At 68.8% G+C, this 24,966-nt stretch carries 22 protein-coding genes and 3 pseudogenes; 12 read left to right on the forward strand and 13 right to left on the reverse strand.

What is annotated here, in order from left to right; translation table 11 throughout:
* Window positions 1-909 (forward strand): polymorphic toxin-type HINT domain-containing protein (locus tag ACWD5D_RS13775; RefSeq protein ID WP_451372874.1); only part of this gene is annotated, 909 nt, incomplete at its 5' end.
* Between the two features lie 6 nt (window positions 910-915).
* Entirely contained in the window at window positions 916-1,410 is a 495-nt protein-coding gene (locus ACWD5D_RS13780) for a hypothetical protein (protein WP_451372875.1), read from the forward strand.
* Between the two features lie 119 nt (window positions 1,411-1,529).
* On the opposite strand, the gene ACWD5D_RS13785 is transcribed toward ACWD5D_RS13780, so the two are convergent.
* Window positions 1,530-1,742 carry a hypothetical protein gene (locus tag ACWD5D_RS13785; RefSeq protein ID WP_451372876.1) on the reverse strand — a complete coding sequence of 71 codons (213 nt, stop codon included), beginning with the start codon at window positions 1,740-1,742 and terminating at the stop codon, window positions 1,530-1,532.
* Between ACWD5D_RS13785 and ACWD5D_RS13790 the strand changes: the two genes are divergently transcribed.
* Window positions 1,741-3,495 carry a polymorphic toxin-type HINT domain-containing protein gene (locus ACWD5D_RS13790; RefSeq protein WP_451372877.1) on the forward strand — a complete coding sequence of 585 codons (1,755 nt, stop codon included), beginning with the start codon at window positions 1,741-1,743 and terminating at the stop codon, window positions 3,493-3,495. The two genes, ACWD5D_RS13785 and ACWD5D_RS13790, sit on opposite strands and share 2 nt — an antisense overlap.
* Window positions 3,496-3,591: 96 nt before the next feature.
* On the forward strand, window positions 3,592-4,383 hold the full coding sequence (locus ACWD5D_RS13795; protein WP_451372878.1) for a tetratricopeptide repeat protein: 792 nt from the start codon (window positions 3,592-3,594) through the stop codon (window positions 4,381-4,383).
* Window positions 4,384-4,955: 572 nt separating this feature from the next.
* Here ACWD5D_RS13795 and ACWD5D_RS13800 read toward each other — a convergent pair.
* Window positions 4,956-5,593 (reverse strand): annotated as a pseudogene (locus tag ACWD5D_RS13800) (HARBI1 family protein); the annotation flags it as partial.
* Between the two features lie 581 nt (window positions 5,594-6,174).
* On the opposite strand from ACWD5D_RS13800, the gene ltrA reads away from it, so the two are divergent.
* Entirely contained in the window at window positions 6,175-7,434 is a 1,260-nt protein-coding gene (gene ltrA, locus ACWD5D_RS13805; protein WP_451372879.1) for a group II intron reverse transcriptase/maturase, read from the forward strand.
* 88 nt (window positions 7,435-7,522) lie between these two features.
* On the opposite strand, the pseudogene ACWD5D_RS13810 reads toward ltrA, so the two are convergent.
* Window positions 7,523-7,711, reverse strand: a pseudogene (locus tag ACWD5D_RS13810) (IS5/IS1182 family transposase); the annotation flags it as partial.
* Between the two features lie 247 nt (window positions 7,712-7,958).
* Here ACWD5D_RS13810 and ACWD5D_RS13815 point away from each other — a divergent pair.
* Window positions 7,959-8,294, forward strand: coding sequence for a hypothetical protein (locus tag ACWD5D_RS13815; RefSeq protein ID WP_451372880.1), 336 nt, complete (start codon window positions 7,959-7,961; stop codon window positions 8,292-8,294).
* A 19-nt stretch (window positions 8,295-8,313) separates the two neighbouring features.
* On the opposite strand, the gene ACWD5D_RS13820 is transcribed toward ACWD5D_RS13815, so the two are convergent.
* Window positions 8,314-8,871 (reverse strand): SMI1/KNR4 family protein, encoded by a 558-nt coding sequence (locus tag ACWD5D_RS13820; RefSeq protein ID WP_451372881.1) that lies wholly within the window; start codon window positions 8,869-8,871, stop codon window positions 8,314-8,316.
* 320 nt (window positions 8,872-9,191) lie between these two features.
* Window positions 9,192-9,734, reverse strand: a pseudogene (locus tag ACWD5D_RS13825) (UTRA domain-containing protein); the annotation flags it as partial.
* A gap of 72 nt (window positions 9,735-9,806) precedes the next feature.
* Here ACWD5D_RS13825 and ACWD5D_RS13830 point away from each other — a divergent pair.
* The 3 genes from ACWD5D_RS13830 to ACWD5D_RS13840 all read left to right on the forward strand — a co-directional run bounded on the left by ACWD5D_RS13830 (window position 9,807) and on the right by ACWD5D_RS13840 (window position 11,660).
* Window positions 9,807-10,016, forward strand: a complete 210-nt coding sequence (locus tag ACWD5D_RS13830; RefSeq protein ID WP_451373106.1) for a hypothetical protein — start codon at window positions 9,807-9,809, stop codon at window positions 10,014-10,016.
* A gap of 15 nt (window positions 10,017-10,031) precedes the next feature.
* Window positions 10,032-10,931, forward strand: coding sequence for a hypothetical protein (locus ACWD5D_RS13835; protein WP_451372882.1), 900 nt, complete (start codon window positions 10,032-10,034; stop codon window positions 10,929-10,931).
* A 93-nt stretch (window positions 10,932-11,024) separates the two neighbouring features.
* Window positions 11,025-11,660 carry a hypothetical protein gene (locus tag ACWD5D_RS13840; RefSeq protein WP_451372883.1) on the forward strand — a complete coding sequence of 212 codons (636 nt, stop codon included), beginning with the start codon at window positions 11,025-11,027 and terminating at the stop codon, window positions 11,658-11,660.
* Window positions 11,661-12,296: 636 nt separating this feature from the next.
* Here the strand turns inward: ACWD5D_RS13840 and ACWD5D_RS13845 are convergent.
* The 3 genes from ACWD5D_RS13845 to ACWD5D_RS13855 are packed head-to-tail and all read right to left on the reverse strand — an operon-like array spanning window position 12,297 to window position 15,192.
* Window positions 12,297-12,968, reverse strand: coding sequence for a LutC/YkgG family protein (locus tag ACWD5D_RS13845; protein ID WP_451372884.1), 672 nt, complete (start codon window positions 12,966-12,968; stop codon window positions 12,297-12,299).
* Complete coding sequence (locus ACWD5D_RS13850; RefSeq protein WP_451372885.1) at window positions 12,965-14,440, reverse strand: LutB/LldF family L-lactate oxidation iron-sulfur protein; 1,476 nt, start codon at window positions 14,438-14,440, stop codon at window positions 12,965-12,967. The genes ACWD5D_RS13845 and ACWD5D_RS13850 overlap by 4 nt, the downstream gene beginning before the upstream one ends.
* Window positions 14,437-15,192, reverse strand: coding sequence for a (Fe-S)-binding protein (locus ACWD5D_RS13855; RefSeq protein ID WP_451372886.1), 756 nt, complete (start codon window positions 15,190-15,192; stop codon window positions 14,437-14,439). The genes ACWD5D_RS13850 and ACWD5D_RS13855 overlap by 4 nt, the downstream gene beginning before the upstream one ends.
* Before the next feature lie 490 nt (window positions 15,193-15,682).
* On the opposite strand from ACWD5D_RS13855, the gene ACWD5D_RS13860 reads away from it, so the two are divergent.
* Complete coding sequence (locus ACWD5D_RS13860) at window positions 15,683-16,984, forward strand: alpha/beta fold hydrolase (protein WP_451372887.1); 1,302 nt, start codon at window positions 15,683-15,685, stop codon at window positions 16,982-16,984.
* Between the two features lie 190 nt (window positions 16,985-17,174).
* On the forward strand, window positions 17,175-18,026 hold the full coding sequence (locus ACWD5D_RS13865) for a pentapeptide repeat-containing protein (protein ID WP_451372888.1): 852 nt from the start codon (window positions 17,175-17,177) through the stop codon (window positions 18,024-18,026).
* Here ACWD5D_RS13865 and ACWD5D_RS13870 read toward each other — a convergent pair.
* Window positions 17,988-19,595: a cytochrome P450 gene (locus ACWD5D_RS13870; RefSeq protein ID WP_451372889.1), complete on the reverse strand. Its 1,608-nt coding sequence runs from the start codon at window positions 19,593-19,595 to the stop codon at window positions 17,988-17,990. The genes ACWD5D_RS13865 and ACWD5D_RS13870 overlap by 39 nt on opposite strands.
* Window positions 19,596-19,727: 132 nt before the next feature.
* Between ACWD5D_RS13870 and ACWD5D_RS13875 the strand changes: the two genes are divergently transcribed.
* On the forward strand, window positions 19,728-20,333 hold the full coding sequence (locus ACWD5D_RS13875) for a TetR/AcrR family transcriptional regulator (protein WP_451372890.1): 606 nt from the start codon (window positions 19,728-19,730) through the stop codon (window positions 20,331-20,333).
* A gap of 223 nt (window positions 20,334-20,556) precedes the next feature.
* Here the strand turns inward: ACWD5D_RS13875 and ACWD5D_RS13880 are convergent, their stop codons facing one another.
* The 4 genes from ACWD5D_RS13880 to ACWD5D_RS13895 all read right to left on the reverse strand — a co-directional run bounded on the left by ACWD5D_RS13880 (window position 20,557) and on the right by ACWD5D_RS13895 (window position 24,958).
* On the reverse strand, window positions 20,557-21,711 hold the full coding sequence (locus ACWD5D_RS13880) for a lactonase family protein (protein ID WP_451373091.1): 1,155 nt from the start codon (window positions 21,709-21,711) through the stop codon (window positions 20,557-20,559).
* A gap of 285 nt (window positions 21,712-21,996) precedes the next feature.
* A complete protein-coding gene (locus ACWD5D_RS13885; protein ID WP_451372891.1) occupies window positions 21,997-23,073 on the reverse strand; it encodes a hypothetical protein in 1,077 nt (358 codons plus the stop codon).
* A gap of 67 nt (window positions 23,074-23,140) precedes the next feature.
* On the reverse strand, window positions 23,141-24,394 hold the full coding sequence (locus tag ACWD5D_RS13890) for an FUSC family protein (RefSeq protein WP_451372892.1): 1,254 nt from the start codon (window positions 24,392-24,394) through the stop codon (window positions 23,141-23,143).
* Between the two features lie 69 nt (window positions 24,395-24,463).
* Window positions 24,464-24,958, reverse strand: coding sequence for an FBP domain-containing protein (locus tag ACWD5D_RS13895; RefSeq protein WP_451372893.1), 495 nt, complete (start codon window positions 24,956-24,958; stop codon window positions 24,464-24,466).
* Window positions 24,959-24,966 lie beyond the last annotated feature (8 nt).

The raw sequence follows: 24,966 nt of genomic DNA on the forward strand, positions 1-24,966 counted from the left end.
GACACTCAGCCCACCCCTCGCTCCGACGAACAGAACGATCATGCCGACCCCAGCAAGCCGACGCCGCCCGTTTGCTCATTTTCCAACGGAGTCCTGAAGGAGGGCGAGTACGTCCTGGCCTCCGACCCTGAGACCAGCATCCTCCAGGCCCGCCAGGTCACCGACACCATCACCGGTGACGGCCTCAAGCACCTCGTCACCCTCACCGTCGACCCCGACGGCAAGAACGGCAAGGCCAAGCCCAGCACCATCACGGCCACGGCCAACCACCCGTTCTGGCTGCCCGACTACGGCACGTGGGCCGAGGCCGGCGACCTCGAACCGGGCATGTGGCTGCAGACCGCAGCCGGCACCTGGGTCCAGATCACCGCGATCGACGACACCCACCGCACCCAGAAGGTCCACAACCTCACCGTCGAGGGCCAGCACACCTACTACGTGCTGGTGGGTGACTCGCCAGTTCTGGTTCACAACGCTGGTTGCCCAACGCGCCTTAAAGTTCCGTCTGGCGACAACATGGCCGCATACAAGTACCAGCGGCGGGTCACCGGTCAGGAAACCGAGCAGGTCTGGCGTCTTAATAGCGGCCATCACGCGGGGCGTCGGGTTGAGGTCGACGGTGGCCCCTCGAACGGGTACATCACAGAGGCCAAGTGGACGGGGCGGAACTCCGCAGCCTGGGAGTCAAGCCCGTACCACCCGAGCAAGTTCTTCAACGAAGACAAGGTCGTGGACCAGGCGCAGCGACTGCTGGACCTGGATGCTGGCCTGGGTGGCAAGGGGGTCAGGTACGCAGTATCCAACGTGGAGGGTGCGGCCTTCTTCCGTGGTGTGCTCCGTGAGCACTTTCCTGACGAGATGGCCAGTGGCAGACTTGCCGTCTGGCATGTGCCAGGGGATGGGATGTAGAAGAGTATGGAGACACTCACACGTACCCTGGTCAGGGCAGCAAGGACCGGGTTTCCGGCTGAGCTGGACGAACTGAACCGGGAACTGGCTGCGCTTGGGTGGTCGCCTATCGGGTCGGTCGCGCCCCCCCACTCTGAGCAGTGGGAAGTAGGAGGGATTCGACTTCTCCTGTCTAAGGTGGAAGGGCAGTGGTTCGCTGACGTCATCTTCCGGGAAGTCATTCCTGACGGTTTGGAAGAGCGTGGAAGTGAGGCGCTGGAGGACGCAAGTGCCGAGCTACTCCCCTTCTACCGGGAGAAGCGCGATGAAGTGCTGGCGGCGCTTACTCCGCAGGTGGAGGTACTTCAGACCGAGGAGCTGTCGTTCGAGGACTGCAGTTTTGCGGAGTGGTCCGAGTGGCGGTTCGATGGATTGCCCTTCGTCCTCGGGATTTCTGTGGTCGACATCGATCTCCCTGTGTTGCTGATGGCCAGAACTAGACTGGCCATCGACCAGTCCTGATGTCGCCAGAGCCAGGCATCGGTCGATGTCGGCGATAGCATGATGACGGCCTGTACGACCTACCAGTCGTGCAGGCCGTCTTTGCTGAGGGCGGTGACGGGGCGAACCGGGCACAGGCGTCACGTAATCCCGAATGCGGCACCCATTACCTCACGATCAAGAAAAACCAGCGCGGTCAGGCTAGCCAACTCCACCGGCTGCCCTGGAAAAAGGTCCCCGAGTCTCCGGGTGGCGAAAGGGATCAGATCAACGCCGAGGTCGCGCAGCGCCGTGTTGACCGGTTCGGCAGCCCTTACAAGGGGGAAGACGACGCTCTTCACGTACCTGGGCATGGAGGACAAGGTGCTGCGGGAGGAGGTCGCCGGGAAGGCGACCAAGTCCTACCAGTACGCGCCGTGGGGCCAGAAGCTGACCCAGATCAAGCACAACACGGACAGCACGAAGGAGTATTCGCACTACACGTACCACCCCAAGGGGGGCGTGGAGGCGATCACCAAGGACACCGGCGCGACGCGTGCGACCTACGGCTACACGGCCTACGGCTCGGACGACGAGAAGCAGTTCACGGGTACGGACAAGCCGGACGCGCAGAACCCGGACAAGGACCCGTACAACGAGTACCGGTTCAACGCCCAGCGCTACGACGACGGTTCCGGCACCTACGACATGGGCTTCCGCAACTACAGCCCGGGCCTGAACCGCTTCCTCACCAGGGACATGTTCGGCGGCGCGCTCGACGACATGGACCTGACCACGGACCCGTACACGGGCAACCGGTACGCGTTCGCGGGTGGCTACCCCATCTCCTTCGTGGAGCTGGACGGCCACCTGTTCGGCATGTCGGTGTCGGACTGGGGCCACGCGGCCCTGGACGTGGCGGGCATGGTCCCGGTCATCGGCGAGGCCGCCGATGTGGCCAACGGCATCTGGTACGCGGCGGAGGGCAACTACACCGACGCCGCACTGTCCATGGCCTCCGCGATCCCGGGCGCCGGCAACGCGGTCACCGCGGCCAAGTGGGCGAAGAAGGGCGCCAAGGCAGTCGACGCGGTCAAGAGCGGCCGCAAGGCAGCGAAGGCGGGCAAGGCGGCCAAGGCCGAGAAGGCCGCATCCAAGGCGAAGAAAGCCAAGCCCAAGCACGCCAAGCCCAAGGGCAAGGGGAAGGGAGCCAAGAAGACCTGCGAGAAGGGCGCGAAGAAGAACAGCTTCGTCCCGGGAACCAAGGTCATGATGGCCGACGGGTCCACGAAGAACATCGAGGACCTCATGGAGGGCGAGTACGTCCTGGCCTCCGACCCGGAGACCGGCAACCTCCAGGCCCGCCAGGTCACCGACACCATCACCGGTGACGGCCTCAAGCACCTGGTCACCCTCACCGTCGACCCCGACGGCAAGAACGGCAAGGCCAAGCCCAGCAAGATCACGGCGACGGCCAACCACCCGTTCTGGCTGCCGGACTTCGGTAAGTGGGTGACGGCCGAACAGCTCGAGCCCGGCATGTGGCTGCAGACAGCGGCAGGCACCTGGGTGCAGGTCACGGCCGTCGATCGGAAGCAGCGCACCGAGGGCGTGCACAACCTCACGGTGGACGGCGTCCACACGTACTTCGTGCTCGTGGGGGATGCGGCGATTCTTGTCCACAGCGAGGGAATCGAGGAAGCCGCGTGCAAGATCGGAAAGCCCGGCAACGCCGGTATTCCGCGGCACGCCAAGAAGAAGAAGACCGGTGGTGTCGCGTGGGACAAGTCCTATCCATCCGGATGGTCGGCGAAGAAGCCGAAGTCGTTCGAGAAGATGGAAATTGCTAATGTTTCCAACGCGCGAGTGAACATGGAAATGCCGCAGACGCCGCACAGTTGGGATGGTGGCGTCATCGGCCGGTACAACAACTCGCATGTCGAGAAGCAGGCCATCGTCGACAACGGTGGAAAGTCACCGATCGCCGTTGACCGCGATATGTGCGGTGACTGCCGGGAGTTCGCCACCTGGTATGCCTACCGCAACGATGTGGATATCACGATCTCGGATCCCAGCGGAGTTCGAATCTTCCGTAGAACCGGGGACGTTGAGTTCCTGTTGCACTAGTCGGCAAAGAAAGTGAAGGGTGCCCCAGGAGCATTTCCTCCGGGGGCACCCGTGTTAGCGTGTCCCGGAATTCACGCTGGGATGAGGGCATCGATGATGAGCGATTATGAGAAGGAGTCCGGGCTCGCCGCGCGTGTGCGCTCGTGCCTGGAGGCTGCGCAGGAGGGCAGGCCGGAGGCAGAGCCCGGACTGGCTGGGCTGCGGTCCGAGTTGGAGCAGGCCGCCGCGGGCGGGGACGTCGAGTGTCAGAACGTCCTCGGAGGGGTGCTGCTCGCCTGGGATGAGGATCCGGGTGCCGCGGCCGAATGGTTCCGCAGGGCGGCCGAGGCGGGGCACAACGAGGCGCGGCGGACGCTGGGTTATCTGTACATCGAGGGTGCCGGGATGGAGAGGGACCCGGAGGCGGCCGAGAGGCTGTTCCGGGCCGCGGCCGACGCAGGTGATGCGATCGCAGCACACAATCTGGGGGTCTTCCTGCTGGAGGAGGGGCCCGGCGACGTGGCTGAGGCGATGCGTCGGCTGCAGGTGGCGGCCGAGGCGGGCGTGGCGGACGCCGCGGCGAGGCTCGGTGACGTGTACTCCGAGCGGGACGAAGACAGCGACGCGCTGCACTGGTACGAGGTCGCGGCCGGGCTCGGTCACACCGACGCGATGTTCGCCGTGGGGGAATGGTACCGGGACGGGATCGGTACGGAGGTCGACCTTGTCCGTTCCGTTCGCTGGTTCCTGCAGATGCTCGACGCCCACCGGATGGAGGGTGTGCACGAGGTCTTCGCCCTCGGCAGCCAGGTGACCGACGAGCAGATCTTCGGCGCGGGAAGGATGGCCGGGAAGGTGGCCGAGGCGGAGAAGATCGTGCAGATGCGTAACCGGCGTGCGGCGGAATGAGCAGGTGAGGTAGGTGAGTTCAGTGGTGGTCGGGGCGGAGGTTCGGCCTTTGGAAGGGGTGACTGGGCTGGCGTTCGGCCATAGCGGGGAAGGCTGTGAGGAATGTCCTGGGCCCACCTGAGGCATTCGGCAGGCGGCGTACTCTCAGGTGCTCACGGATGCGTACGCCGGGCAGGGCCTGATGCTGAGCTACGACGAGCGGGATCTTCTCCACGCGTTCCAGGTGGTCTCCCCTGCGCCGGTCAGCCTGCGAAGGGGCGGGCTGGCCGGCCAGGGTCACCGGAATGTGGACCTGCGGGCATGTCGCCCGTCGAGGTCGACGAGGAGTGGGTGCGGCCCGAGAAGGGACCAGAAGAGCGCGTCGAGCGCTTGGAGAGAGACGCCCCCGGCGAGGCGCCGACGAGATGCGCGTCCAAGAGCACGACGGATCCCCGGGTGGGCCGTGGCTCTTCCGGAGAGTCCGTTGTACGGCCCGTTCCGGCCGGGCATGACGAGCGCCGGCCGGAGCGGGGAATCGCGAAGCGCTGACAATGAGCCTTTCCCAGTAATGGATCACGACGGTGCGTGATCGTTCAGATGGTGCGGTCGTACTCGAGTTGGAGCAGGACGAGGGCTGCGGCGGCGATCTTCGTGATGCGGCTGGGGTCGAGGCTGACCCTGCGCAGGCCTTGAAAGTCGTCTTGAGCAGGGAGTTGGCGCGCTCACAGACGCCGTGGATGCCGCGGATGACCATGTTGTACGTCTGTTGCTCCTCGGTCAGCTCGCCTCCGGCGGGCTTCTTGTGCGGGTGGCGGAAGCCGTCGCCGACGTTGTCGTGGCCGAGGTCGACCAGGGTCGGCATGTCCAGCTCGGCAGCGATCCGGTTGAGGGCGTCGATCAGGCTGTGGTGGCGGGCGCAGGTGGTGTCGTGCTCTGTGCCTGGGCGGACCGGTGAGGCCCAGATCGGCCAGCCGTCCGGAGTGGAGATGACCTGTACGTTCCCTTCATGGTGCTTGTGCTTTCCGGACCACCAGAGGTCTGCGCCGTTGGGGCCGGGGGCGGCGACGCGGTCGGTGCGGATGACGGTGCCGTCGAGGTTCACATGCGTCAGCCCCGCCGCCTTCACATGCTCCAACGCGGTCGCCAGGTCCGGTGCCCCGGCCGCCAGAACGGTCAGCCCCTCGTGGAGGTAGCGGTAGGCGGTGAAGGCTGACAGGCCGTTGTCACAGGCGTTGTGTCCTGAACATGAAAGGGAGTTGATTGTAGGCAGCTTCTGGAAATGGTGCTGTGCGAGAGATGAAGGAGTGGCCCTTCGAAGCCGCCCTGCGGGGGGAGGCTTCAAACCGCCTCATGCTGCATTGGGTTGAAGACCGTTGTGGTGAGCGATGAGGAAAGGCGTCGTGAGAGGCGTCAGGTGGGGACCGGGAAGACGAACGCAAGTGAATCGCTGCTGACGTGTCGAAAGACAAATAGATGACATCAAAACCGGGGCATCGTCTGGGCTCCGGGATGAGTCTGGCGGGTGCCCGTTTATTGGTCAGGTGGTGTCCGGCATGTAGGCGACGTGAGTCCGGTCTGCGGCTTTCGCATGGAACAGGAGAAAGCAGGTCCCGATACTCCCCGCCGTAGCGGCGGGCGAGAGGGAGTGCCCCAAACAGCGGACACTGTGAGGGGTCGAGTACCGACGCGGGACGTGCTGGCGGACCGGCTCGTAGTAGTGGTGAAGCCCCTGTAATGGGGGTGGAGCGAAGGGGCCGGGCCGTTCGTGACTGAGTTGATCGCATCAACCGGACGGTGTCCGGGAGGAGTCCGATGGGCCAGTTGAAGTCACAGGCCAAGCCGTTTGATATTTCGAAGTGGGAAGTCAAGGAGGCGTGGGAGGAAGTCAGGGCGAACAGAGGCGCTCCAGGGGTGGATGGACAGAGTCTCGACGAATTCGAGAAGGACCTGAAGAACAATTTGTACAAGGTCTGGAATCGTATGTCGTCGGGTTCGTACTTCCCGCCCCCGGTGCGAGCGGTGCCCATCCCGAAGTCGCACGGTGGTGGCACGAGAATGCTCGGTATTCCCGCTGTCGCCGATCGTGTGGCGCAGACCGTAGTGGCCCGGCACCTGATGCGAAGGGTGGAGCCTGTGTTTCATCCGGACAGTTTCGGATACCGACCTGGACGGTCCGCCTTGGATGCGGTGGGGAAATGTCGGGAGCGCTGCTGGAAGCGGGATTGGGTGGTGGAGTTTGACATCGCCAAGTTCTTCGACGGCGTGTCCTGGGACCTCCTGGTCAAGGCAGTGGAAGCACACACAGACGCCGTCTGGGTGAAGTTGTATGTGCAGCGGTGGCTCGCTGCCCCGCTCGCCATGCCCGACGGTTCCCTGCTGAAGAGGGAACGCGGGACGCCCCAAGGTGCCCCGGTTTCTCCCGTCTTAGCGAACCTGTTCCTGCATTATGCGTTCGATACCTGGATGGCTCGGGAGTTCCCGGCTGTCTGGTTCGAACGGTACGCGGACGACGCAGTGCTGCATTGCGTCTCCGAGCGTCAGGCCCACCAAGTGCTGGCTGCGCTCACGGACAGGATGGCCGAGGTCGGGCTGCGTCTGCACCCGGCCAAGACCCGGATCGTGTACTGCCGGGACGGGGACCGCCGAGGCTCGTACGAGCACACGGCGTTCACCTTCCTCGGATACACGTTTCGCGCCAGACGAAGCCGGACCCGGCACGGCAGGCAGTTCCTGTCGTTCGATCCGGCGGTCAGCAAGGATGCCCTGAAGAAGATGGGGCGGGAGGTGCGCTCCTGGCACCTGCAGACCCGCTCGGACCTGTCCTTCAACGAGCTCGCCCGCAAGATCAACCCTGTGGTGGCGGGCTGGCTCAACTACTACGGCCGTTTGAGGCCCTGGGAGTTGCGCTCTCTCGTGATGCGCATCAATGCCTGCCTGGTGCGCTGGATCCGCCAGAAGTACAAACGGCTCGCGGCGAAGCGGAAGGCCATTGCGAAGATGCAGGAGATCGCCCAGCGGTACCCCCGCATGTTCACGCACTGGCGCCTTACCGCGGACGCCGTACTGACCTGATGATCAGAGCGGCAAGAGCGGAGTGACGAGTGATTGTCACGCTCCGTTCTGTGAGAGCCGAGGGGTGCGATTCCCCTCGGCTACTCGGCAGTTGGGAAAGGCGGGTGCCGTCGATGAACCAGCGCAGGGCGAGCACCGCTTGCCGGAAACAGCCCAGCGCACGCCTGCCCTTGCGGGTTCCGGCCACGATGCGGTGATCGCGCAGCAACTGGGCCAGGTGGACGGCGGTGGACCGCTTCACATCGAGCACCGCGGTGTATGTGACACTGGTCGACACGTGAGGCCCCTCGGTCAGAACAATCCGTCGCAAGATCGTTCCTATCAAGGGCCTTACATCTGCCCGGACTTGGGGACCGCACGGGCCGCAGCGCAAGCATCGCGATCACAGCGAGCGACGGGCGCTTACCGGGAAAGACTCACTGCATGACGCGCCCAGCGCGGATTGCCAAGTAAGGTTCCTGCCCGGTGACCGAGAGGCGTGCCTCTCGGTCACCGGGCAGGGCCACGCACACGGGGAGTCACGAGTGGTACGTGAAGAGCGCAAAGATCCGGTGGAGATTCTCGCGCGCGTGTCCGGTCCCGGTCCGCAAGGAGGCGACCCCGAGCGTGCCTACCAGGTTTGGGTGCACTTCGCCCGTAAGGCGGGGTGGAACGTCACTGAGAACCCAGGGTTCCAAGGGCTGCAGGGCGGAACGGAGTGCGGCCGCGTCGAGATCGAAGGTTTGCAATATCGCGTGCACTACGGGCTTAGGGTCCGCCTGACCCTCGTGGACGACTCAGCCAGACGTCTCACCCACCGGCCGATCCTGGACCATGCGGCGTGGGCGGAGCCCGTTCTTGAGGGGTACACCCTGGAGTGACGCAGGCGCTACGAACTAGCTAGTTGATCCAGTCGCCCTGCACGATGTCGTGAACCTGATCAAGGGCTCCTGATGTGCGTCCCTGAACGGATAGGACGGCTCGGTCGTCCTCGCGCAGCAGCACATCCGGACCGGTGAACCAGCGAGTGCCAGGGGCCCCGTCCCGAGGAGGCGGGTATGTGGGGAATGGAACCGGCATGTAATGCGGCTCCAAGAGCGTCAGCTGGTTGTCGTCCAGCTCGGGGAGAAAGTCGCATAGGCCCTTGGGACCATGGAGGCACTCCGACAGGATGATCTCGATGAAGGCCAGTGAAAGACAGCCGAGCCATACTTCCCAGCGCTCCGCCGTCTTGTCCGCAAGATCAGGTCTCATGAATACCGTTGGATCGGCATGGCCCAGGTCGGATACGAGGATGCCCCATGAGGCGGCACCCTGGTTTTCGTGCCGGAAAACCAGCGCGTCCCTGCGGTCGTCCAGATGGAGCTGGGACGTATCGAGCAGGACGTCGTGATGGCTGGTGAGATCCGGACGGCGGCCGAACAGCGCATACGCCTCGCGCAGCGTCGGCGGCAGCATGATCCCAAGGCGTGTCTCGGCTTGTTCGAGAGCTCAGCCTCGTCCCAGCCGTCTGCGTCGCGCAGGGGAGTTGCCCAGGCCCCGGCGAAGCCCCGGATGAACTCCCAAGCGGCAGCGCGGTTGTCGATGGCCGCGTAGATGCCTTGGATGAGCCTGAGATCGTGTGTCACGGCTAGCCAACGTACTTCAAGATGCCGGAGGCCACTTTGATCGAAGCGGAGATTCGGCCGCTGGAAGGCCTGGGCGGGCTGATGTTCGGCTGGCTCAGGCAGGTCGCCAGGGAGGCCTTGAGCGCGCCGGGGACGCTCCGCGTTGATCGGTCAGGGCTGGTACTCGTAGCCGATGGTGAACCGTGGCGGCAGACACCACTCCCCGTACTCGATGATCCCCTCCGCGTCCGACCATCGGTGTACGCCAGCCAGGATCGGGGAGCCGACCGGCAGCCCCAGTGCGCTCGCCTCTCGGGCGTCGGCAGGACGGGCGCGCATGTCGTCGCGGGCGTGGGTGATCGTGCGCCTGATGGCTTCCAGAACCCGGGCGGACAATCCGTGGTTGCGGCCTGGGGCGGTGTTCAGTAGGTCCGGTACGAGGGCGGCGAACGATGCCGGGTACCAGGTGACTGCGAACACGGTCCGGGTTTTGCCCCGGCCGGCCAGCCACTCGCGCCGGACCACTTGGTCACCGGGCTCCAGGTTGAAGATCTCCGCCACGTACAGCGGCGGGATGATCAGTTCGGCCGTCGTCACCCGGCTCGTCTCACCCTCCGCCAGTAACGACTTCACCCGCTGCACCCTGGCCAGCCGGTCACGCGCCGACAGCGTCCAGTGCGGATCATCGGCCACGTAGGTGCCCCTGGGAGTGGTGTGGCCCGGGCAGTGGTGCGCAGCCGTTGGGCATGGCTGCCGGTCGGGGTCCTGAGGATCTTGAATGGTTGAATGGGAAGCCACGCCGACAAGCTGCACCGGGCTCACCAGGCGTACCTGCTTCGGCAGGGGCGTCTGACCGACGCCATGCCGGGGAACATCGACGACGTCGAGTCGATGTTCCCCGGCAAGTACGACTCCGCGATGGACGAGATGCTCACGAAACTTCCGGCTTTCATCGAAGCAGCGAATCGGGCTGGGTTCAGCCGGTCGATAGTCTAAGGCGGGGAGGCCACCTTGATCGATATGGAGATCCATCCACTGGAAGGCATGTCCGGTCTTTCCTTCGGGCAGTCGCGAGAATCCGTCAGAGCGCTACTGGGTGCGCCTGAGTCGTTTCGTCGCGCGGCGCATTCACTGTTGACGGATTCTTACCTGTACCGTAGTCGGGATCTGTATCTCGGTTACGACGACGAGGATCTTCTGCACACGATCGAGGTGGCCTCACCTGCGCCGGCGAGCCTGTGTGGAGTAAGGCTGCTGGACCGGGCGCATGGTGAAGTACTGGCGGAGTTGCGCGCTGCAGGACTTTCTCCGGTGGAAACCAGTGCCGGTTGGGCCATGCCCGATCTGGGAATCATGCTCGGAAATCCTCAGCATGAAGATCCACAAGGTTTTCAGAGTATCCTGATTTCCTCCGGAATCGAAGTGGTTCACTCCTTCGAATTCTTCGAGAGGGAGGGGGAGGGGATGAGTGGGGACTTCGAGGTGGTGCCCAATAGCGGCTTTGGTGCTGTGCGACTGGGTGCCACGAGAGAGGAGATGCGTGAGCTCCTGGGCGGCGGCATTGCCTCGGTGCCGGATGTCGGCTCTGCGTTGCAGGACACCTTCCTCTCGGTCGGTGTGGTTCTCGGGTACGACGCGAACGAACGTGTGACCCGTGCGGTGCTGACTGGCCGAGCGAGTGTGTCGCATCGTGGAATCGTGTTGCTGGGAAGGCCTTGTGTCGAAGTGTGCGCGCAGGCCCGTGCGAAGGGCGTCCGCGTGATCGAGCGTGAGGCTGAGTTGGTCTTCCCGGACGACGGTTTCAGCGCATGGACTGCCCGAGTCGACAATGAGCTGCCCATCGCTGCTGTGGTGATGCCAGCGCCTCGGGGCTACAGCGTCATCCAAGCGGGTGGGTCCCACGGTAGATGAGTATGTGTCGAGGGATCGCGGTTGGTTTCCACTGATGGGACGGAGAGTCGTAAAGGTGAGGGTACGTAATTTTATTGCATTGAAGGAGGGTTTGTGAGTGTGCAGGTTCGTGGATATGAGCGGTTTGGTGTGGAGCCGGCTGGTGGTATCCCGTATGTCGATGGGTTCCCCTTTCTTGCGATCGAAGCGCATCAGCTCATGCGCCGGGAAAGTGCCTGGTTGACGTTCAGAATCTCGATGGGTGGGGATCGTGGCCTGGTGATCGTCTTCCGTAATCTCGAAGATGATGACGGGGTCGACTATGTAGTCGATCCTGGTCAGGAACGGGACTGCATCAGGATTGCGGCAGTCGAGGGTCACTTTCTCGGGCCGGGCATCTCTTGGGATGAGCTGGAAGCGATCGCCAATGCTGCCGATGGGCCTGTTGGGAAGGCGCAGAGGTTGCTCCTTCTGGCCCCTATGTATTCGGATGCCCGCTATGTCGACCGTGCGGCAGAGGAGTTCTCCTGGGCATTTCGTCAGGTGGGGGCGACCGGTGATCCCGACGACTTGGCACGTCTCCTGGCCGAGGGCGGCATGATGTGGGGAGAGCCCGAATGGTTCATGGGTGAGGATGGCGCGTGGACCTGTGCGGGTGAACTCAGCTACCGGAACCCGGACGGGCACAGTCCGCTCGATCTGGAGAGCCGACTGGAGGTGGACCGGGTGCTGCGGGGTACTCACGCTTGACGTTCGTCGGCCCGCCGGCTCTGCGGGGCAGGACGCGCGCCGACTGGGCCCGGGGGCGGTGAGGGAGGGCCGTCATGAGTGGCGATCGTCTTCGGATCATTCCCACGGATCCGTAGTGGGTGCCGCGTCGGCTGGCTGTCGAGGCAGCAGTGGCCACCGTGCGAGCCGTGGTTCGGAGTGGTGGTGGCGGGAACGCATGGGGGAGTCCGCCGGCAGGGGATTCGCCCATCTCTCCGTGACGACGCCTTGCTGCAGGCCAGTTCGCTGAACGACTTGGACTACCGGTTGCCAGCCGGGTTCACCCGCTTCGTCGTCGAGGTGACGGGGCCCGAGCGCGATGTTTTGGAACCGTTTGAACTCGAGACGGTCGCCGCTGCGCTTGGCCGTCCAGTTCGGCAGGTCTTCGCGCAGTACCGACCTGGGAGCTGATCGCCGGTGAAGCCGCCGGCGGCACCATATAGAGGTACGAAGAGATGACCGTGCCCGGATTGGCGGACGAGATACAGAGGGTCGAAGAGCTGGAGGCCGCGCTTCCGGCGCTGGTGCCGTGGCGTGTGACGGCGGGACGCACTACGTTCCCTTCCCGCAGCCGGGAGGCCTGATCGGCTGGGCCGAGTCCGATTCGGGGGACTCCTTCTACTGGAGGGCGAGCCCTGTGGCGCCCGAGCCGCCGACCAGCACCACCTCCAGGGTGCGCGGTCCGTGCACGCCCTCCACTCGGTCGAGTTCGATGTCACTGGTGGCCGACGGGCCTGAGATCCAGGTCAGCGGGCGGGTGGGGTCGAGGAGTTCGAGGGCCTGCGGGACCGAGGAGACGACCTGGTCGGGGACGCGGACCACGCAGACGTGGTGGTCGGGGACGAGGGTGATCCGGCGCCGGCCCTGGTCGGGGCCCCCGTCGAGGACGAGGGTGCCGGTCTCGGCGATCGCGACGGCGCAGCCGGTCACCACGCTGTCCACGGCGTCCAGCTCGTACGGCGTGCTCTCCGCGAGGTCGGGAACACGCGTCACGTCGGCGGCGGACAGCCACCGGGCCGGCAGGGCGCCGGGCACGAGCACGGTCCGCGCACCGCGCTCCGCCAGCAGCCGCCCGATGAGCGGCGGCAGCTCCTCCTCGTCGGCACGATGCACGATCGCCCGGTAGTCCGCGAGGTTCTCGGCGAGCAGGTCCACCGTCTCCGCGACGGTGCGCTCGCCGTGCTCCCGCCGGTAGTCCCGGGACACCGCCCGCTCGTACGGCGCCACGTCGCGGGGCACGTCCGCGAGCGCGCGCCGCACCCGGCCCAGGATCCGCTCCCTGCTGCTCACTTGGCGTCCTTTCCGCCGTGCGTCCGCTGCCACCAGTCCCGGAACGGCTCAGCCGGCAGGGCCGGCAGGTCCCGGGTCCCGCTCCACGCCCGGCCGGGCCCCGGCAGGGTGCGCGGTAGCAGCCGACGGGTCCGGGACGCGAGCCGCTGCCCGGCGCGCAGGGCGCCCGGGTGTCCGAACGTCCAGCGCGCCGCCCGCATGGCCGCCCGCTCGGCCGCGTGCCCCTTGGCCGGCTTCAGCACCACCCGGTTGCCCTGCCGGACCGTCGGACCGCCCTGAACGACCCGCTCCCGCAGATGCACCAGCACCTCGGGGATGTCGATGGCCACCGGGCACACCTCGTAGCAGGCCCCGCACAGCGAGGACGCGTACGGCAGCGAGGCGTCGATCTCGCTCGCCGTGCCCCGCAGTTGAGGGCTGAGGATGGCGCCGATCGGGCCGGGATAGACGGAGCCGTAGGCGTGGCCGCCGGCCCGCTCGTACACCGGGCACACGTTCAGACAGGCCGAGCAGCGGATGCAGCGCAGCGCCTGCCGGCCGACCTCGTCGGCGAGCGTGTCGGTGCGGCCGTTGTCGAGCAGCACCAGGTGGAAGGTGCGCGGGCCGTCCTCGTCCGTCGTCCCCGTCCACATGCTCGTGTACGGGTTCATGCGCTCGGCCGTCGAGGAGCGGGGGAGCGTCTGCAGGAGGACCTCCAGGTCCCGCCAGGTGGGCACGATCTTCTCGATGCCGACCACCGAGATCAGTGTCTCGGGCAGGGTCAGGCACATCCGGCCGTTCCCCTCGGACTCCACGACCACCAGCGTGCCGGTCTCGGCCACCATGAAGTTGGCGCCCGAGACACCGACCTTGGCCCGCAGGAACTTCTCCCGCAGATGCAGACGCGCCGCCTCGGCCAGCTCGGCGGGCGTGTCGGTCAGGTCCTCCGGCGCCGGACGGCCCCACGCACCCATCTCGGCACGGAAGATGTCCCGGATCTCGCCCCGGTTGCGATGGATGGCCGGGACCAGGATGTGCGAGGGGCGGTCCTTGCCCAACTGCACGATCAGCTCGGCGAGATCGGTCTCGTAGGCCCGGATGCCCTCCGCCTCCAGAGCCTCGTTCAGCCCGATCTCCTGCGTGGCCATCGACTTGACCTTGACGACCTCCGTCTCGCCGGTGGCCCTGACCAGATCGGCGACGATCCGGTTCGCCTCGTCGGCGTCCGCCGCCCAGTGGACGGTGCCGCCCGCCGCCGTGACCGACTCCTCCAACTCGACCAGATACCGGTCGAGATGACGCAGCGCGTGGTCCTTGATCCGCTTGCCGGCCTCCCGCAGCGCCGCCCAGTCGGACACCTCGGCCACAGCCTTCGCCCGCTTGGCGCGGATGGTGTGCGTCGCGTGCCGCAGATTGGCACGCAGGGTGGCGTTGCCGACGGCTTCCGCCGCTGCCGCCGGAAAGGCCGGCATCCCCACGAACGTCCCGCTCATACGGCCGGTTCCTCCTCCGTGCTCGCCAGGATCTCCGCGATGTGCACCGGCCGCATCCCCACTCTCAGCCGGCTCATGGTTCCGCCGATGTGCATCAGACAGGAGTTGTCGGCCGCGCACAGCACCTCGGCGCCGGTCGACTCCGCGTTGCGGACCTTGTCCGTGCCCATCGCCGCCGACACGTCGGAGTTCTTCACCGCGAAGGTCCCGCCGAACCCGCAGCACTCCTCGGCCCCCGGCAACTCGACCAGCTCGAGCCCCTTCACCGCCCGCAGCAGCCGCAACGGACGCTCGCCGAGACCCAGGCCGCGCAGCCCGTGGCAGGTCGGGTGGTACGTGACCGTGTGCGGATAGAAGGCACCCACGTCCGTCACTCCCAGCACATCGACCAGGAACTCCGTCAGCTCGTACGTCTTCGGGACCACGGGCGCCAGCGTGGCGGCCAGCCCGTCCCCGCGCCCCTCCGCCCGCGCCCGCTCACCCATGCGCGGATACAACTCCCGGACCATCGCCGCGCACGAACCCGAGGGCGTCACGATCGCCTCGTACCCCCCGAAGACATCGGAGAAATGCGTGGCCAACGGCTCCGCCTCATGCCGATAGCCGGTGTTGTAGTGCGCCTGCCCGCAACACGTCTGAGCCATCGGGAAGTCCACCTCGACGCCCAGCCTGGTCAGCAGATTCACCACGGCGCGCCCGGTGTCCGGATACAGCGTGTCGTTGACACAGGTCAGGAACAGTGCGACACGCATCGCGGCTCCTCGCGGTCGGTCATCGGACCAGTGCAGGGTAATAGCCCGTCACCGCCCGGCGGGAGAGGGCGCCTCGCCGCGTGCCGTGCCGTGCCGCGCCGTGCCGGGCCCTCGGCCGATCGCGCCGACTCGGCCGTGCCGCCGTCATCCTGCCAACCCGGCCATGCCGCCGTCATCCTGCAGCCCCCGGCCGTGCCGCCGTCCTTCTGCCGCCCCCGCCCTGTCATGGCAGCCCCGGCCCTGTCCTGTGCCGCCGGCGCTGCCCTAGCCCTGTCATGTGCCGCACGCGCCCTGTTATGGCAGCCCCGGCCCTGTCCTGTGCCGCCGGCGCTGCCCCGGCCCTGTCATGCGCCGCACGCGCCGCCCCTGCCCCGCTGCCCACCGCCCGCCGACCGGATGTTCAGCAAGATTCCATGATCCCCGCGCTCGGCCCCCGGTCCCGCATGTGCTGAACTGGGACTCGTCCGTCCCATCCGTCCCGGGAGACCCGTTGAGCCTCAGCTACCGCCAGCCCGGTGTCGTCCTCACCGACCGCCACTTCACCGTGCCTCTCGACCACTCGGAACCGGGTGGCGAGACCATCGAGCTGTTCGCCCGCGAGGCGGTGGCGAGCGACAAGGCGGGGCAGGACCTGCCGTGGCTGGTGTACCTGCAGGGCGGTCCCGGTTTCGGGGCGAATCGTTTCTCCGGGCGGCAGTCCTGGCTCGACCGGGCCCTGAAGGACTACCGGGTCCTCCTCCTCGACCAGCGCGGCACCGGCCGCTCGACGCCCGCCAACCGGCAGACGCTGCCGTTGCGGGGCGGCCCGGCCGAACAGGCCGCCTACCTCGGCCTCTTCCGCGCCGACTCGATCGTCCGGGACTGCGAGGCCGTCCGCCCGCAGGTGACCGGCGGCGCTCCCTGGACCGTGCTCGGCCAGAGCTTCGGCGGCTTCTGCACGGTGTCGTACCTCTCCCTGGCCCCGGAGGGCATCGCCACCGCGCTCGTCACCGGAGGTCTGCCCTCCCTGCACGCCCACGCGGACGACGTGTACCGGGCCGCCTACCCGCGCATCGAACGCAAGGTGAGCTCCCACTACGCCCGCTACCCGCAGGACGTGGACCGGGCCCGCCGCATCGCCGACCACCTGCTGACCCGTGATGTCGTCCTGCCGGGCGGCTACCGCCTCACCGTGGAGGCCTTCCAGTCCCTCGGACTGATGCTCGGCACGAGCGACGGCAGCCACCGCCTGCACTACCTCCTGGAGGACGCCTTCGTCCGCACCCCCGGCGGCGCGGAGCTGTCCGACGCGTTCCAGGAGGAGGTGCGGGGTCTCCTGTCGTACGCGGGTCACCCGCTGTACGCCCTCGTCCACGAGACGATCTACGGCCAGGACAGCCGCCCCACGGACTGGTCCGCCGAGCGGGTGCGCGCCGAGTTCCCGCAGTTCGACGCGGCCAAAGCGCTCGCAGGGGACGCCCCGGTCCTGTTCACCGGCGAGACGGTCCACCCCTGGACCTTCGACAACGACCCCGCCCTGCGCCCGCTGCGCGAGACCGCCGACGTGCTCGCCGCCCGCACCGACTGGCAGCCGCTGTACGACCCCGCGCGCCTCGCCGCCAACGAGGTACCGGTCGCCGCGGCCGTCTACCACGACGACATGTACGTCGACAGCACCCACTCCCTGGAGACCGCCCGCGCCGTCCGGGGTCTGCGCACCTGGGTCACCGACGAGTTCGAGCACGACGGCCTGCGCACGGGCACACCCCGGGTCCTGGACCGGCTGCTGTCCCTCGCCCGCGACGAGGTCTGAATCACGCGACGAGGTCTGCATCACGGGACGAGGGCAGGGCCTACAGGGGCGCGCCCCGTGCGCCCAAGGGGGCGCGGGGCTGTGTCCGACATGCGGCTCCGCCGCCGTGGGCGCGACCGGCCAGGACGGACCCGCTGCCGGCAACAGACACTCCCGCGAACGTCCCGCGCAGGTCAGTAGGCTTGCGGTCATGCCGGAACAGATACCGATCGACCGCTCCGAACTGCGAGGCGACTGCGCACAGTGCTTCGGCCTGTGCTGCGTCGCGCTGCCCTTCGCGGCCTCCGCCGATTTCGCGCTGGACAAGCCCGCCGGCAAGCCCTGCCCGAATCTGCGGGACGACCACCGCTGCGGTATCCACAGCGATCTGCGGAAGAAGGGCTTCTCCGGCTGCACGGTCTACGACTGCTTCGGCGCGGGGCAGAAGGTCTCGCAGGTCACCTTCGGCGGGCAGGACTGGCGTACGGGGTCCGCGGAGCGGGCCCGCGCGATGTTCGACGTGTTCCCGGTCGTCCGCCAGCTCCACGAGCTGCTCTGGTACCTCGACGAGGCGCTGGGCCTCGACGCGGCCCGGCCCGTCCACCCCGATCTGCGCGTCGCACGGGAGAAGACCGAGCGGCTCACCCTCGGCACGCCCGAGGAGCTGGCCGCGCTGGACGTGGCCGCCCACCGGCAGGAGGTCAACGTCCTGCTGCTGCGCACCAGCGAGCTGGCGCGGGCCGGTGCCCTCGGCGCGGGCGGCAGGAAGGCCAAGGGGAAGAACCGCCGGGGCGCGGACCTGATGGGCGCCCGGCTGCGGGGCGCCGACCTGCGCGGGGCCACTCTGCGCGGTGCCTACCTCATCGCCGCCGATCTCACCGGTGCCGATCTGCGCGACGCGGACATGATCGGCGCCGACCTGCGCGACGCCGATCTGACCGACGCGGACCTCACCGGCGCGTTCTTCCTCACCCAGCCGCAGTTGAACGCGGCCCGCGGGAGCGCCGGCACCCGGCTTCCGGCGTCACTCACCCGCCCCGTGCACTGGGCAGCGGCCGGCTGACCCGGCGCCGTCGTCCGGAACGGTCACGGAAGCCGCCGCGGGCCCGGCGATGGGAGCGGCAGCGGCGGTGGCAGTGGAAGTGGCGGTGGCGGTGGAAGTGGCGCCGGTGGGCAGTGTGCGGCGCTCCAGGCCGAGCCGCAGGCCCTCCGGCATGACCGTGAGGCGCTCGGTGACCTGGAGCCGGTAGTCCGGGTCGGCCCGCAGGTCGTAGCGGCGCAGCAGCAGGCCGAGCACCAGGGTCGCCTCGTGCAGCGCGAACTGGCGGCCGATGCAGGCCCGCGCGCCGGTGCCGAAGGGCTTGAAGGTGTGCGGGGCGCGGGCACGTACGGCCTTGGCGTCGAACCGGTCCGGGTCGAAGAGCTCGGCGTCCTCGCCCCAGACCTCGGGGTCGCGGTGCAGGAGCGGCAGCAGGACCAGCGCCCACGCGCCCCGGCGCATCGGGTGCTCCCCGGCGAGCACCGTGTCCTGGACGGCCTCGCGGGCGTAGGCGGGCGCGGTCGGCCACAGGCGCAGCGTCTCGTCCAGCACCCGGCGCAGATAGCGGAGCTTGGCGACCTGGTCGTAGCCCGGTTCCGGGGTGTCGCCCCAGACGCGGTCGATCTCGGCGCGGGCCCGGGCGGCGACCTCGGGGTGCCGGGCCAGGTAGTACAGGGCGAAGGAGAGCGCGCCGGAGGTGGTCTCGTGGCCGGCCACGAGGAACGTGATCACCTGCCTGCGGACGTTCTCCGGCGACAGCCGTTCCCCGGTCTCGGGGTGGGCGGTCTCCAGCATGCGGTCCAGCAGGTCCCCGGTGCCGGTGCCGGTGCCCGTGCTGGTGCCGCCGCCGTGCCGGGCGGCCACGAGGTCGTCGACCGTGCGGTTGAGGTACGCGATGTCGGCCGCGTTGCGCCGGGCGGCTCCGCGCAGCAGCAGCGGGGCCAGCGGCCCGGGAACGCTGTTCAGGCGCTGGGCGTAGGTCAGGGTGCCGACCATGGCCTTGACGAAGGGGTGCGGCCGGTCCCGCTCGAAGGAGCCGAAGTCGTGCCCGAACCCGGTGCGCGCGATGGTCTCCAGGGTCAGCTTGGTCATGTCACCGGGTACGTCCACGGTGCGCCCGGCCGTCAGCTCGCCGTCCCAGTGGTCGGTCAGCCGTCCGGCGACCGACAGCATCATCCCGTGGTAGGCCTCCATGGCGTCCCTGCTGAACCCGGGCGCGAGGACGTCGTGGGCGAGCTGCCAGTTCGGCTCGTGGTTGTAGGCGGTGAACAGTCCGTCCCCGACGACCGGCCGCAGGTTGGCGACCCCGAGGCCGACGTGCTTGGCGAACCGGGACTCGTCCGCGAGGTCGGCGGCGAGCCGGGCGCCCCACACGAAGACGAACTCCCTGTTGAACGCCCGCCGCCGGAAGATCGGTCCGAGCTCGCGCCCGAAGCGCATCGAGTCCTGCAGGGGCCGGCGCCGGTCGACACCCACCACGTCGCCGACCAGCGGCAGCCGGCCCGCCGGATGGGGGATGCGGTGCAGCTCCGGCCAACCCTGCTCGGCGCTGCGGAATCCCTTCGGCAGCCCGGTCTCCGTCGTCTCCGCCATGACGCGATCTCCCTTGATCCAGCGGACGGTTGTGCGGTGTCGCGCTCGTGTCGTAAGTGGTGTTGTACGTGAGTTCAATAACAGGTTTCAGTCTGATCCGCTTGTTGAACCGACGTCAAGTAAAGTGGCCGTATGCCCGCGAACCAGGGGGAACGCGCCCGGCGTCGACTCAGTACCGAAGAGCGTCGTGAGCAGCTGCTGTCGGTCGGGGCGCGGCTGTTCTCGGAGAGTCCGTACGACGACGTGTGGATCGAGCAGGTCGCCGAGATCGCCGGGGTCTCCCGGGGGCTGCTCTACCACTACTTCCCGAACAAGCGGGACTTCTTCGCGGCGGTCGTCGAGCGCGAGAGCGCGCGGATGCTGCGCATGACGGCCGCGGTGCCCGGTGTGCCGGTGCGCGAGCAGCTCACCGCCGGCCTCGGCACCTACCTCGGCTACGTCCAGGCCCACGCCCACGGCTTCCGTGCCTTCCATCGCGCGGACGCGGCCGGCGACCAGGCCGTGCGCCGCGTCTACCAGCAGGCCCTCGCCGCCCAGGAGCAGCAGATACTCGCCGCGCTGGCCGCCGACCCCGAGTTCGGGCCCGTTCTGGAGGGCGCGCCCGAGGTGCGGCTGGCCGTACGCGGCTGGCTCGCCTTCACCACCGCCGTCTGCCTGGAGTGGCTGCGTGACGGCGAGCTGACGCGGGAGCAGGTCCGCGATCTGTGCGCCCGCGCACTGCTGGGTGTCCTTGCCTGACCCGTCCGGCCCTTTCCGCCGACGGGGGTGTGGTTGGCGTGCGCCCGGATCTTCGGCAAGTTAAGCAAGGCTTACCTAAGAATATCTCGGATGGGTGACACGCAGGACTGGGCGGCCGGACCCGCCGCGAAGGAGCCGTCCGCGAGGTACGCCCGCGAGGGCTGCCCGCGCCGTCGTGGCGGAACAGGCACGCGCAGCCTCGAAGGGTGCGATGTCCCCGGCGCTACAGCGGCAGCGCGCAGACGGCGACCGGGGAGGCGAACGGCTTGCCCGCGAGCCGCAGTTCACCGCTCCGGGTGTCCACGTGGAAGACGCTGACCGTGCTGGAGCGCTGGTTGGCCGCGAAGAGCAGGGCGCCGTCCGGTGAGAAGGCGATCTGGCGCGGGAAGTCCCCGGCGACGGGCACCGTGCCGAGCAGGCGCAGCCGGGCGCCGTCCGCCTCGACGGCGTAGCGGGCGAGGCTGTTGTGGCCGCGGTTGGCGAGGAAGGCGTACGCGCCGTCGGCCGTGACCAGGAACTGGGCCGGGTAGTTGGTGCCGCCGGCCGCGCCCGTGGACTGGGGATCGCCGATGGTGAGCCGGCCCGAGCCGGGGTCGTAGGCGCAGACGGCGACCGTGTCGTCCACCTCGTTGGCCAGGTAGGCGTAGTGGCCGCCCGGGTGGAAGGTCAGGTTGCGCGGGCCGGCGCCGGGCCGGGTGTGCGCCTGGGCGACCTCGGTGAGCGTGCCCTTCGACAGGTCCAGGCGGTAGCTGTACACGGTGTCGGTGCCGAGGTCCACGGCGAGGACGTGACCGCCGTCGGGGCTGGTGATGAACTGGTGCGCGTGCGGGCCCTGTTGGCCCGGACCCGGGGCCGGCGACGTGTGGGTCACCAGGTCCGTGCGCTCGCCGAGCGCCCCCTGCTCGTCGATGGGGTGCACGGCCACGCTGCCGGACTGGTAGTTGGCGCTCAGCAGCCAGCGCCCGCTGGGGTGGACCGACAGATGGCAGGGTCCGCCGCCGCCCGTGCCGCGGCTGCCGAGGACGCGCCGGTCGGCGAGGCGTACGGCGGTGACCGCGCCGTCCTGCCGCTCGTCGACCGCGTACAGGGTGCGGCCGTCGGGGTGCGGGGCGAGGTACGACGGGTCGGGGACGCCGGTCAGCGTCCCCTCGCCGGTGATCCGGCCCGCCGCCGGGTCGTACGTCGCCAGCCCGATGCCGGTGCCGCCGCCCTTGACTGAGGTGTAGGTGCCGATCCAGAGGGGGCGGGGGCCGGAGCGCTTCCGGGACGGCGGCGTCCGTGCGCCGGGTGCGGGGGTGCGGTCCGTCGGGGTGCGTTCCGCGTGTGCGCCGTCCGCCGGCGGGGCCGCCGGGGCGGGCATCGCCACGATGGCGGCCATGCCCGCGAGACCTCCGACGAACCGGCGCCTGCTCAGCCCCTTGCCGGGCTCCCGGCCACCCCGGAACCGGGGAGACTCCTTGTCCGCCGCCCGTTCGTCCCTGTCCATGCCGTCCGTGCCGTCCGTGCCGTCCGTGCCGTCCGTGCTGTCCGTGCCGTCCATGCCGTACCTCAGGTCGTCGGTTGCCCCGGCCGTGACAGCCACCTTGGCGTGGATCCACCCGGAAAGGCAAGACGAGCAATGGCCGTTGCGGACAGTGCAACGCGCCCCGGGGTCACCGGTCCGTCACCAGTCCCCGTCCTCGACCGGCTTGCCCTGGGCGTCCTTCAGGGGCATCACCTGCCCGGCGGACGGCTGCTGCCAGGGGTCCAGGTCGTCCCCGAGCCAGTCGCCGACCGGTTTCACGGACTCCAGGGGGCCGGTGGGGGCGAGATCCTCGGCGTCCTCGTCGTAGTAGTCGTACCAGGGCAGTCCCGCGCTCGTGTACGCCGCCCGGTCCACCGGCGACGGCGGGGGCGCCTCGCCCGTGATGCGGCGCCACTCCGGGGGCGTGACCAGGTGGACGAAGACCCGGCCGGCGGGCGTCTCGGACCAGTCGGTGAGCGGCCGGTCGTCGCGGTACACCTCCTGGCGCATCGAACCGCCCACGCCGAGACCCATGGCCGCCGCGCGCCGAGGGGGACCCGCGGACGCCGGGGCCGAGGGAGCCGCGCCGGGCGCGGCGGCGGCCATGGGCACCGGGCCGCCGTATCCCCCGGGCGGCAGAGGGCCGCCGTACCCGGCGACCGGTCCCGCCGCCCGCGCCCGTTCGCGCTGCTCCCGTTCCTGCCGCCGCCACTCGGCGAGGACGTCCTCGCGCAGCGGGAACGCCTGCAACTGGACCCCGCCCCACGTCTCCTCGCCGGTGACCTGCCCCTCCACGGTCGCGCCGAGCCCGAGCGGTACGGCGACGAACTGGCGGACCGTGCCCTTGCCGGAGTTGATGCCGTCCAGCCAAGGCTGGCGGGGCAGCACCACGTAGTTCTGCGGGCCGCGCGCGAGACGGTCCCGCCACGGCTTCCCGGAGACGGCGCACACCTTGCCCACGCCGACCTGGAGGGCGGCCGGCTCCGTCGTACCGCCGAAACTCAGCCACATCGCCTCGCGCAGGTACACCGGCAGCATCACGCCACCGCGCGCCCGCCACTCTCCCGGAACCGAGTCGGCGTAGTCCGCCACCCGCCGGACGGGGAACTCGCCCAGCCCCGGCGGCAGCGGATGCGTGCCCGACTCGGGCAGCCGGAGCGTGCGCACGAACCGCACCGCCACCCCGCCGCCCAGCCTCAGTGTGTTCCCGTCGATCCGTACACCCGCGTCGGCCATCGGCCCGCTCCCTCCCGTGCCCCGTCATGCCCCGTACCCGGCGGGGCCGGTCCGGCCCGGCTCCCCCTCACCGAGAACGTTCGCCGAACCCCGCCCGGTTCCGCCACAGGTCCTCCTGGACGCCGAGGCGCTCACGCAGCCGGTGCAGCCACGGCCGCCTCGCCCGCTGCTGCCGGGACACCTGGTCCAGTTCCTCGAACAGACGGCGTGTGCGGTGCTCGGTGTCGAGTTCGTCGATGATCCGGGTCACCTCGGTCAGCACCGCGCCCATCAGCTGCCAGTTCGCCCCGCCCGCGCGGACCTCCGCGTGGAGCTGCCCGGCGAGCCGGTCCCGGGTGGCCGCCGCCGCGTGCAGCTCGGCCGCGAGCCGGGCCTCGGCCGACTCGGCGCTGCGGCTCAGGTCGGTGGTCACGAGCACCGCGAAGCTCACCACCGCGTCGGCCATCTCGGACAGCAGCTGCTCCACGGTGGGCCCGATCCGGTTCGGGAACAGCTCCTCGGGGCCGCGGGCCTTCGCGAGATCGGTGAAGGTACGGGCCAGCACCCGCAGGACGACCGTGCAGATCTCCAGGGTGTCCAGGCCGGTGCGCAGCACCACCCGGTGCAGCAGGCCCTCCTTGACGCGGGGGTTGAGCCGCAGGCTGTCCTCGGCCTGCCGCAGCGCCGCGTCCACCTGGGCGATGTCGTGGTCCAGGCGGCGCGCCTCGTGCAGCCGTGCGGCCGCCTGCTGCCACGGGATACCGCTCGCGGCCTCCTCGCCCATCCGCAGCATCAACTGGCGCACCCGGCGGGCCAGCCCGTCGATCGAACGGGCCGCCTCGTCCACCCACACCGGTGGTGGAAGCAGCAGGTTGCAGGCCATCCCGACGACCGCGCCGATCAGCGTCTCCACGATCCGCGCCCACGCGGTGAACCCGACGGTGGTGACTCCGAGCACCAGCATCGCGCTGATCGCCACCTCGGCGACGTACTCGTCCACGCGCACCAGATGGCCCACGGTCAGCGAGGCCACGATCAGCAGCGCCAGGCTCCACCAGGTCAGGCCCACCAGCAGGCTGAACAGGATGGCGACGAGGACCCCGGCGACCACCGAGTTCACCCGGCGGATGCCGTTGGTGAGCGTGGCGTAGAAGGTGACCTGGACGACGAGCAGCGCCGTCAGGGGTGCGGTGAGCGGGGCCGGCTCCGGGCTGAGCCGCAGCGCGATGACGTAGGCGACCGTCGCCGCGGCGGCCGAACGCAGTGTCTGGACGACCACCGGTTCCCTGCGACGCCTCAGCAGGCGCCGCAGTCGCAGGTTCCACTTCCGTTCCTCTGGCATCCCTTGGCCTGTTCCCGTTCCTCCCGCGCGCCGAACGCCGCAGATGGAGGACCTGAACGACCCGGCGGGTCAGAAGTACAGCTTGTCGAGGAAGGCGGTCAGGTTGCGTGCCGTCCGGGCGATCTGTTCCTCGACGGTCAGGCTCTCCTCGAACCGGCTGCCGGACTCCGGCACCTTCTTCCCGCGGACGTACAGGGAACACGCCAGGTCCGTGCACATGTACACGCCGACCGAATTGCCCTCGCGGCCCGCGACGCCCGCCTTCCGCGCCGTCATCAGGGACACCCCGCCGCCCCGGTGGGTCGTCAGGCACACCGAGCACATGCTGCGGTGCAGGAAGCCACGCTGCGAGGCCGGGAAGCGCAGGGTCACGCCGACGATCCGGTCGTCCCGTTCGGTGACCAGGTAGCTGCGGTCCGGCGCCCCGGGATCCCGCCAGCCGAGGAAGTCGAGGTCGTCCCACGGGCGTTCGTCGAGATCACGCGGAACCGCCAGCCGCCTGGCCTCCCCCTTGGAGCAGTTGACAAAGGAGTTGCGGATGTCCTGCTCGGTGAGCGATCTCATGGGGGGAG

The sequence above is a fragment of the Streptomyces sp. NPDC002520 genome (assembly GCF_053595235.1).